The sequence below is a fragment of the Dyella agri genome (genome assembly GCF_044904705.1).
Lineage (GTDB): Bacteria > Pseudomonadota > Gammaproteobacteria > Xanthomonadales > Rhodanobacteraceae > Rhodanobacter_A > Rhodanobacter_A agri.
Map to the genome: position 1 here is coordinate 109,287 of NZ_JADIKL010000009.1, position 7,479 is coordinate 116,765.

The following is a 7,479-nucleotide window of genomic DNA, read 5'->3' on the forward strand; positions in this document are numbered from 1 at the left end:
GCTATTTGAGCCCGTGAATGCTTCGGGCGTTGAGGTCTTCTCCTTGCTTCGGGAAAGTGATCTTCCACCACGGGCTTATCTGGATTCTTTTTTCGACACGGGGAACGAGCGGGAGCAACCGTTTTCGGGTTGAATTAGTTGCGAAATCGGCGACATATTGCATCGGTGCCAATGTCCGCTTTCGACCCGAAGCAGGCCCTTCCTTCCACTCTCATACCGGGGCCTTGGATCGATGAGATTGCGTGCCATCCTGCTGTCTAGCGTCCTTCTCGGAAGTAGCCTTTGCTGCATGGCGGATAGCCCGAGCCAGCTCAATGCCGCGGTCCGGGCCTTTACGAAGGAATCCGGCACGCCAGCGTATCGATACGCGCAAGTCGACCTGAACGGAGATGGTCAGGCGGACGCACTTGTGTTGTTGAAGGGTGATTACTGCGGTTCTGGTGGTTGCACCCTCCTTGTCTTTCGAGGCTCCCCTGGCGGTTTCGCGCTGGTGTCGTCGTCCACCATCAGCAGCGAACCTATTGGCTTCGTTGACGAGAGAAGGCGCGGATGGAAAACATTGCTGGTAACCAGTCGTGGCGTTGGCCCGGTTCTGTTGCGCTTCAACGGGACGAAGTACCCATCGAATCCCTCCATGCAGACTAAGGCCACCAAGGAACAGACGGTTTCGGCGACGATCTTGAAATTTGAGGACGGTGGGTTGTCAGGCGACTAGGCTGGACGGAGAGCTTAGGTCGGGCGTCAATCCAGGCGACACTTACGCTGTCCGTGATAGCGGGCCTCCACCCGTGCCCGGGGGCGCCAGGGTTGGGCTGGCAGGCGCGTATGGGCTGCCCTGTGAAGGGTCTGCCAAGTTTGTGCGAATCGTGCTGCGGCGAGGCTGCTTCGCCCCTCATGCCACCAACTTGAACTGCCTGGCGCAGGGTCTTCCGGCTCTTGCGCGCGCCATCGCCGGTCGCGATGATCGGGCGCTTCAATCGGCCGCATTCGATGCCGCGGCAGCGCCCACGGGAATACAAAGGTTGGTTATGGAACTGGAACCCGAAACACACGCACATGCGCACAAATCCGGGCATAGCCTGGTCGACATGATGTTGGCCTTGAGTGCGCTGGTGCTCTCTGTCGTGTCGATGATCATCGCCATCCAGAACCATCACGCCATGAAGCAGCTGGTCATGGCCAACTCGTGGCCGTATCTGCAGCACGAATCCAGCAACGTCAGCAGCAGCGGCAAAGCCGTGGTCCTGCTGGGTGTCAGCAATGCCGGTATCGGCCCGGCCTTGATCGATAAATTCACCGTGAGCTATCAGGGGACGCCCATCAAGGACACGTCCGACCTGTTGCGCCACTGCTGCGCCAAGGATGCTGGCGATGTCCTTGCGATGAAAGCCAATCTGATCACCGGCGGCATCAACGGACGTGCCGTCTCGGCCAAGGAGCACTTCTATTTTCTGCAGATGGAGAAGCCGGCCCAGGGGCCGTCGCTTGACCAGTGGCAGGCGCTGGACCGGGCCAGGGCGCATGTCTCAACGGCGGTGTGCTACGGGTCGGTGCTCGGCGATCACTGGATCACCACCAGCGACGACTTCCGGCCCAGGCAGGTGGAATCCTGTGATGCCTTGCCCGGTACAGCCTTTCAGGAGGAGTAGCGAGCGCTAGGTGGGCGGCCCGCCGGATGCATGGAGGGAGACGAGCTCACACCCTTTCAGCGCCGCGCCGCCCCACCCCGGCAGCCATTCAGCAGACAGCTTGTCGCTAGTATGCTGGCGATTCGCCGCTAGCCATTGGGGCCTGCGGAACCTTCAAGTCTAGCCATCGGATACCCCCACATGAACATGCACCGTTCCCTGCTTGTTGCTGCCCTGGCCGCCGCCGCTGGCCTTTCCGTCGCCCCCGTGACGCCGGCGCATGCCGCCACCGCGCCTGCCGCCAATACGCTAGGCGGCAACCCGGTGCCGGGCCTGTGCATGCTTTCGCGCGAGGCAGTGTTCGCACAGTCCAAGGTGGGGCAGTCGGCCAGCGACCACCTGAAGCTGCTGGCGCAGCAGCAGCAGACGCAGCTGGAGGGCCAGCGCAAGCCGCTGGATGCCGAGGTCCAGGCGTTCCAGCAGAAGGCGGCGTCGCTCACCGAGGCGCAGCGCCAGCAGCAGGGCCAGGCCCTGCAACAGCGCATGCAGGGGTTCCAGGAGCAGGTGAACCAGCTCGATCAGCGCATCCAGCTGACCCGCGGCAAGGTCATGCAGCAGATCGGCGAGCAGGCCCAGCCCCTCGTCAACAGCTCCTACAACAGCCACCACTGCGGCCTGCTGCTGAACCGCGACGCGGTGCTTGGCGGCAACACTGCCAATGACCTCACCGACGACGTGGTCCGTGGCCTGGACAGCAAGATCACCACCCTCAACTTCAACCTGGAAGCGCTGCCGGCCAACACCGGCAAGTAATCGCCAGGACATCGCTTCACTCCGAAACGGCTGCCGCGCCCATCGCGCGGCAGCCGTTTTTTTGTCGAGCTAGGGACGTGCGTGGCGCTGAGCGCATGCGCGCCAAGGGCCGGGCGACGCGGGTGCTACAGTGCTCGCCCCATCTCACACCGAGCGATTCCCATGACCACCAGCGCCTTCTACCCCATCGGCATCCCCGGCACGCCCTGGGGCCCGACCGAGGTAGCCGCATGGCGCGCGCGGCAGGACCGCAAGCGCAGCTATGCGGACGAGGTGCAGGGGCGTATCGAGGCGCTGCAGGCGCACTTCGACGTGACCGAATACGGCCGGCTCGATTACGCGCCCGAGCACTACCCGCTCTACGTAGTGAGGAGTCGCCAGTGGGACGAGACCTTGCCCACCATGCTGGTGACCGGCGGCGTGCACGGCTACGAGACCAGCGGCGTGCACGGCGCGCTGCAGTTCCTGGAAAAGGACGCGGCGCGCTATGCCGGCCGCATCAACCTGCTGTGCGTGCCCTGCGTGAGCCCGTGGGGCTATGAGCGCATCCATCGCTGGAATGCGGAGGCGCTCGATCCCAACCGCAATTTCCGCGAACACAGCCCTGCACAGGAATCGGCCGCGCTGTGGGGCCTGCTGGCGCCGCTGCGTGCCACGGCGCACATGCACATCGACCTGCACGAGACCACCGACAGCGACGAGAGCGAGTTCCGCCCGGCGCTGGCGGCGCGCGACGGCAAGCCGTTCGAGCCCGGCACCATCCCTGACGGCTTCTACCTATGCGCGGACAGCGCGCAGCCGGAACCCGCCTTTCAGCAGGCGGTGATCGCGGCGGTGGCGAAGGTCACCCATATCGCGCCGGCCGACCCCGACGGCACCATCATCGGCTCGCCGGTGGTGGCGCACGGCGTGATCGAATACGACTGCCGCAAGCTCGGCCTGTGCGCCGGCATTACCGACGCGCGCTACCGGACCACCACCGAGGTCTACCCCGACAGTCCGCGCGCCACGCCCGCCCAGTGCAACGACGCGCAGGCGGCGGCGATCGTCGCAGCGATCGATTACGCACTGGGTGGCGGCGGCCGTACTGTGTGATGATTAGGGACGGGGCGCGGGCTTTCGCCACTGCATGCGCCCATTGACGACAGGCTGTTGCGCCATCAAAGGCATGTTGACGCAGTGCTGCCGGTCGGCCGGGCAAGGCTGGTTTGTTGCTTCCAGAGTGGGGGTGTGCAGTCATGGCCAAGCGGGAAATCAAGGCTTACAAGCAGTCGGGCGATGCGCGTTGGTACGCCGGTGAAGTCAAGTCGCACCTGATCGGCGTCGGCGCAACCAAGCGCGACGATTTCGAGGCCACCGATACATCCAATGGCGTGTGCTTCGGCTTGAGCATCTGGTGGATCATCAAGTCCGCGGGCAACCTGGATTTCTGGGGCTGGATGTCCGGCCCCGGTCAACAGGTTGCAGACATCAAGGCCATGTTCCGGGCGCAGCGGGGAGAGCACGACTTCACCCGCTTCGAGGAGGCCGACAAGAAGATCCGCGCCGATACCGGCATGGCGAAGCAGTGCAAGGTGCTGATGAACCAGGGCACGAAATTCAAACACGCCGGTTACTACTACATTTCGCTGCGCGGACATTTCGGCAACGGCGCCGACGCAAGCGGACATGCCATCGCGGCGCACATCAACCCCGATGGCATTTGCCGTTACTTCGACCCGAACGTCGGCGAGTACGAGACGGATACCTTGCAGGAGACGCTGGTGGAGCTCTCGCAGCTGGTCCGTGGCTACAACATCCGCGACCTGAAGATCTACTGGTGCTGCTGGGCCTAGACGGCATCGGCCATGCCCTCGCCCCTGATGCGGGTTGGCATGAGCGCCTCATGCGACATAGGCTGATGGTTCCCCACTACAGCGACGCGAGCCCACCATGAAATTCCTGCTGATGGTCTACAGCGACGACACCTTGTTGGACGCCCTGCCGCCGGGCGAGTTCGACACCCGCATGCATGCCTGCATCACCCACGCGGACGAGCTGCGCGCCGAAGGGCGTCTGCTCGACGCGCAGCAGCTGGAGGCGCCGGCTACGGCGAAGTCGGTGCGCATCCGCCTGGGCCGTACCTCGGTGCTGGACGGTCCGTTCGCGGAAACCAAGGAATACCTCGCCGGCTTCAACCTGGTCGAGGCGGACAGCATGGAGGAGGCGGTGCGCATGGCCGCCGAGCTGCCTTGGGCACAGACCGGCTGCATCGAAGTGCGGCCGCTGCGCGACTTCGACGCAGTGCGCCGGCGCGTGGGCGCCTGAGCGCTCAGCGTCCGGCGGTGGCCGACTCGACCACGATGTCCAGCACGTAGGCCTCCGACGGCGCATCGGCGGGCGGATGCTGCACCGCGTAGCGCTTCACCCGCAGCACGTTGCGCACGCCGGGCTGGTGCGTGTAGCCCTCGATCCCCTGCGACAGCACGCGCCAGCTGCCGGGCGTGCCGGTCTTGAGGCCGTTCGCGTCGTAATGGACCTCGCGCACATCGAGGCATTGCGCGTTCCGCATCAGCGGGTGGTTGCACGGCACGGTCTGCGGCGACACTTCGAGGAACTCGGTGACGCCGGGGCCGCCATAGCGGGTCTCGGGCGTGGGCAGGCCGGTGAAGATCAAGGTATCGCCTGCGCTGGTGTGCAATCGCAGCAGCGGGTTGTCGCCGCTGCGCGTGACGGTGATCGTGGGCCGCACGCTGAGGCGTACGCCGATCAAGCTGTCCAGCCGGTTCAACGGGAAATTGGTACAGGCCATCATGGTGTGCATCATCGGACCGACCATGAGTTGCCCTTTTTCGATGCGGTAGCTGCCGCCCATGCCGTTGCAGCTGTTGCGCACGCTGATGCGGTTGCCGTCGAAATCCAGTTGCAAGGGCTTGTCGGGACGCACGAACAAGGCATCGATGCGTTGGCCGTAGTGATCGGTCGCCTGCGTCAGGTGCCAGTGATAGCCGCCGAGCAGCGCGGCATCCGGCGTAACGGCCTTCGACGTTGCGCTGGCTGATGTTGTCGCTCGGGAGCTGCCGGCGGCCGACGTGGAGGCGCAGACCGCGAGGGCCAGCGGCAGCAGCAACAGATGGACGCGCATGGGGCTCTCCTTGGGGCGCAACGGCAGGAGCTTATGCCATGCGCTGCGTTACGGCGATGTCGCGGCTGCAAGCCCGTTGTCGGACAATGCCGCATCCTGTCCGGGATGCGAGTGCTGCGGGGTGGTCATGCTGAAAATGGTCGGTTTCGACGGCGACGATACGCTGTGGCGCAGCGAGGATTATTTCCGCGAGGCCAACGCCGAGTTCGCCGCCATCGTGGGCGCCTACGCCGACCTCGCCGACAGCGCGGTGCACGAGCGCATGCTTGCCACCGAGCGGCAGAACCTCGCGCTGTTCGGCTACGGCGCCAAGGGCATGACGCTGTCGATGGTGGAAACCGCGATCGTGCTCAGCGAGCAGCGCATCACGGCACAGGACATCCATCGCCTGGTGATGATCGGCAAGCGCGTGCTGCAGCACCCGGTGGAACTGCTGCCGGGCATCCGCGACGCGGTGGCGGCCGTGGCCGAGCGGCATGCGGTGGTGCTGATCACCAAGGGCGACCTATTCCACCAGGAGAAAAAGGTGGCCGAGTCGGGCCTGGCCGGGTTGTTCCGCCGCATCGAGATCGTCTCGGAGAAAGACGCGGCCACCTATCGCCGCCTGCTCGACGAGTTCGGCATCGCCGCCGGCGAGTTCGCGATGGTAGGCAACTCGCTGCGCTCTGACATCGAGCCGGTGCTGCGCCTCGGCGGCTGGGGCGTGCACATGCCCTACCACGTGACCTGGGCGCACGAACTGGAGAACGGCCTGGACGCCAGCCACGCGCCGCGGATGCGCACGGTGGCGGGCGCAGCGGAGATTCCCGCCGCGCTGGCACAGCTGGCTGCATTGGCTGCGGTGTGATGACGCCGCCGCGGCTGGTGCTGGACATCAACGTCTGCCTGGACCTGTTCGTGTTCGGCGACGCGCAGTGCGCGGCGCTGCGCGAAGCGCTGCACACCGGCGCGGTGGAGGCAGTGACCGACGCAAGCTGCCGCGCCGAATGGCTGGCCGTGCTGGCTTATCCGCAACTGGCGCTGGACGCGCCACGGCAGGCGGCGGCCGTGGCCGCGTTCGACGCACAGTTGCACCAGTTGCTGGCCACCGGGCGTTGCAGCCTGGCCGATGCGCCGAAGCTGCCGCGTTGCCGCGATCCTGACGACCAGAAATTCCTCGAACTGGCCCAGGCCTGCGGTGCGCAGTGGCTGCTCAGCCGCGACCGCGAGCTGCTGAAGCTGGCAGGGCGCACGCGGCGTGGGCACGGCTTCGGCATCCTCACGCCGCAGGCCTGGGCCGCGGCTCAGGTTGGCTCGGCTCCCGGTGCGTCGGCAAAGCCGGTGTAGTTGTCGGGAAACACCGGCGTGCCGTCTTCCTCCAGCGCCAGCACGGCGGCCAGCGCGTCGTCGGCGGCGCGTTCGGCCACCTCCTGCTGGCGGAAGCTGCGGTTCTCGCAGATCGCGTAGTACACCGGGAAGCCGTGGCCGTGCGGCACCACCGACAGCCACGCCGTATAGCGTGAGCCTTCCATGCTGGCGCCGGAGCGCACGGTGTAATCCGGGAATTCGCGTTCGGCCATCGTCGTGGTCCGGGTAGTTGTCGTGGAACGGGACGGACAGTGTACGCGCTGCGTCGACAGCCGTTGTGCCAGCGTGTGCCCAACGCGGTTGCCGGAGAACGCCATGCCCGTGCCGTATCGCATCGATTGCCCGTATTGCGGCGAAGTGATCGAGCTGTTGCTGGACGAATCGGTGGCGGACCAGTGCTACATCGAGGATTGCGCCGTGTGCTGCCAGGGTAATCCCCCCGCTTTTAGCGCTCGCCAAAAGTGGAGCTAAGCGGGCAAGGCCAATTTCTGCATGGGTGTGATGCCGCCGAGAGCCATGTTCGGACGCTCGTGGTTGTATGTCCATAGCCAGTGGGTCGCCGATGCT

11 protein-coding genes are annotated in these 7,479 nt (G+C 65.4%); 9 read left to right on the forward strand and 2 right to left on the reverse strand.

What is annotated here, in order from left to right; genetic code table 11:
* Positions 1-289 precede the first annotated feature (289 nt).
* The 6 genes from ISP14_RS15490 to ISP14_RS15515 all read left to right on the forward strand — a co-directional run bounded on the left by ISP14_RS15490 (position 290) and on the right by ISP14_RS15515 (position 4,748).
* Positions 290-715 (forward strand): hypothetical protein, encoded by a 426-nt coding sequence (locus ISP14_RS15490; protein ID WP_404541502.1) that lies wholly within the window; start codon positions 290-292, stop codon positions 713-715.
* Positions 716-857: 142 nt separating this feature from the next.
* Positions 858-1,649, forward strand: a complete 792-nt coding sequence (locus tag ISP14_RS15495) for a hypothetical protein (protein ID WP_404541504.1) — start codon at positions 858-860, stop codon at positions 1,647-1,649.
* Between the two features lie 180 nt (positions 1,650-1,829).
* Positions 1,830-2,441 carry an OmpH family outer membrane protein gene (locus tag ISP14_RS15500; RefSeq protein ID WP_404541506.1) on the forward strand — a complete coding sequence of 204 codons (612 nt, stop codon included), beginning with the start codon at positions 1,830-1,832 and terminating at the stop codon, positions 2,439-2,441.
* A 162-nt stretch (positions 2,442-2,603) separates the two neighbouring features.
* Positions 2,604-3,536: a M14 family metallopeptidase gene (locus tag ISP14_RS15505; RefSeq protein ID WP_404541508.1), complete on the forward strand. Its 933-nt coding sequence runs from the start codon at positions 2,604-2,606 to the stop codon at positions 3,534-3,536.
* A 143-nt stretch (positions 3,537-3,679) separates the two neighbouring features.
* Positions 3,680-4,276, forward strand: a complete 597-nt coding sequence (locus tag ISP14_RS15510) for a hypothetical protein (RefSeq protein WP_404541510.1) — start codon at positions 3,680-3,682, stop codon at positions 4,274-4,276.
* 97 nt (positions 4,277-4,373) lie between these two features.
* On the forward strand, positions 4,374-4,748 hold the full coding sequence (locus tag ISP14_RS15515) for a YciI family protein (protein ID WP_404541513.1): 375 nt from the start codon (positions 4,374-4,376) through the stop codon (positions 4,746-4,748).
* Between the two features lie 4 nt (positions 4,749-4,752).
* Here the strand turns inward: ISP14_RS15515 and ISP14_RS15520 are convergent, their stop codons facing one another.
* On the reverse strand, positions 4,753-5,565 hold the full coding sequence (locus ISP14_RS15520) for a DUF4377 domain-containing protein (protein ID WP_404541515.1): 813 nt from the start codon (positions 5,563-5,565) through the stop codon (positions 4,753-4,755).
* Positions 5,566-5,692: 127 nt separating this feature from the next.
* Between ISP14_RS15520 and ISP14_RS15525 the strand changes: the two genes are divergently transcribed.
* On the forward strand, positions 5,693-6,412 hold the full coding sequence (locus ISP14_RS15525) for an HAD family hydrolase (RefSeq protein WP_404541518.1): 720 nt from the start codon (positions 5,693-5,695) through the stop codon (positions 6,410-6,412).
* Positions 6,412-6,891, forward strand: coding sequence for a PIN domain-containing protein (locus ISP14_RS15530; RefSeq protein WP_404541521.1), 480 nt, complete (start codon positions 6,412-6,414; stop codon positions 6,889-6,891). Before ISP14_RS15525 ends, ISP14_RS15530 begins: the two co-directional genes overlap by 1 nt.
* Here the strand turns inward: ISP14_RS15530 and ISP14_RS15535 are convergent.
* Positions 6,849-7,124, reverse strand: a complete 276-nt coding sequence (locus tag ISP14_RS15535) for a hypothetical protein (protein WP_404541523.1) — start codon at positions 7,122-7,124, stop codon at positions 6,849-6,851. The two genes, ISP14_RS15530 and ISP14_RS15535, sit on opposite strands and share 43 nt — an antisense overlap.
* A gap of 103 nt (positions 7,125-7,227) precedes the next feature.
* Between ISP14_RS15535 and ISP14_RS15540 the strand changes: the two genes are divergently transcribed.
* The gene (locus ISP14_RS15540) at positions 7,228-7,383 is read left to right on the forward strand and encodes a CPXCG motif-containing cysteine-rich protein (RefSeq protein WP_404541525.1); all 156 of its coding nucleotides are present in this window, start codon (positions 7,228-7,230) and stop codon (positions 7,381-7,383) included.
* The last annotated feature ends 96 nt before the right edge of the window (positions 7,384-7,479 follow it).

Excerpts from the sequence above, each read along its gene's own strand:
- ISP14_RS15490 (WP_404541502.1), top strand. The coding sequence starts at position 290 with ATGGCGGATAGCCCGAGCCAGCTCAATGCCGCGGTCCGGGCCTTTACG.
- ISP14_RS15500 (WP_404541506.1), top strand. The coding sequence starts at position 1,830 with ATGAACATGCACCGTTCCCTGCTTGTTGCTGCCCTGGCCGCCGCCGCT.
- ISP14_RS15505 (WP_404541508.1), top strand. The coding sequence starts at position 2,604 with ATGACCACCAGCGCCTTCTACCCCATCGGCATCCCCGGCACGCCCTGG.
- ISP14_RS15510 (WP_404541510.1), top strand. The coding sequence starts at position 3,680 with ATGGCCAAGCGGGAAATCAAGGCTTACAAGCAGTCGGGCGATGCGCGT.
- ISP14_RS15515 (WP_404541513.1), top strand. The coding sequence starts at position 4,374 with ATGAAATTCCTGCTGATGGTCTACAGCGACGACACCTTGTTGGACGCC.
- ISP14_RS15520 (WP_404541515.1), bottom strand. The coding sequence starts at position 5,565 with ATGCGCGTCCATCTGTTGCTGCTGCCGCTGGCCCTCGCGGTCTGCGCC.
- ISP14_RS15525 (WP_404541518.1), top strand. The coding sequence starts at position 5,693 with ATGCTGAAAATGGTCGGTTTCGACGGCGACGATACGCTGTGGCGCAGC.
- ISP14_RS15530 (WP_404541521.1), top strand. The coding sequence starts at position 6,412 with ATGACGCCGCCGCGGCTGGTGCTGGACATCAACGTCTGCCTGGACCTG.
- ISP14_RS15535 (WP_404541523.1), bottom strand. The coding sequence starts at position 7,124 with ATGGCCGAACGCGAATTCCCGGATTACACCGTGCGCTCCGGCGCCAGC.
- ISP14_RS15540 (WP_404541525.1), top strand. The coding sequence starts at position 7,228 with ATGCCCGTGCCGTATCGCATCGATTGCCCGTATTGCGGCGAAGTGATC.